Source organism: Blautia sp. DFI.1.216 (assembly GCF_020594215.1).
GTDB classification, from domain to species: domain Bacteria; phylum Bacillota; class Clostridia; order Lachnospirales; family Lachnospiraceae; genus Blautia_A; species Blautia_A wexlerae.
In genome coordinates this window covers 1-316 of record NZ_JAJDML010000207.1, presented here as the reverse complement: position 1 = coordinate 316, position 316 = coordinate 1, and the positions used below count along the sequence as shown (strand labels likewise).

The 316-nt window shown below is 38.9% G+C and carries 1 protein-coding gene; it reads right to left on the bottom strand.

Annotated elements, in window-relative coordinates; all coding sequences use genetic code 11:
- Positions 1-316: conjugal transfer protein (locus tag LJE11_RS19460; RefSeq protein ID WP_442860899.1), on the bottom strand; the 316-nt coding region annotated here is incomplete at both ends.

The window sequence follows — 316 nt, the reverse complement described above, 5'->3', positions numbered from 1 at the left end:
CCTGCATAAGTGATTTTTGGTCGCAGGGCATAGGTTATCTGTGATTTCAAAAAGCAGTACGGCTTCTTTCCGTCAAAGGTTTTCTGCGACATGAACCAAGTGAGAGCAACGGGAATACCAAAGTATTTGAGAAATGCTCCCTCAATCATGGAAAGTGGGGGAATATCCCCAAACAGAATGATGATAAATTCCGTAATCACAAACCATGTAATCTGTGTAAAAGTAACGGGAAAGGGTAAGTTAAAGTCATTGATTGCATATAAGACTTTTTCCACGTTCCAGATACCCGTATAAGATTTAATCTTTTTCAAGTTCT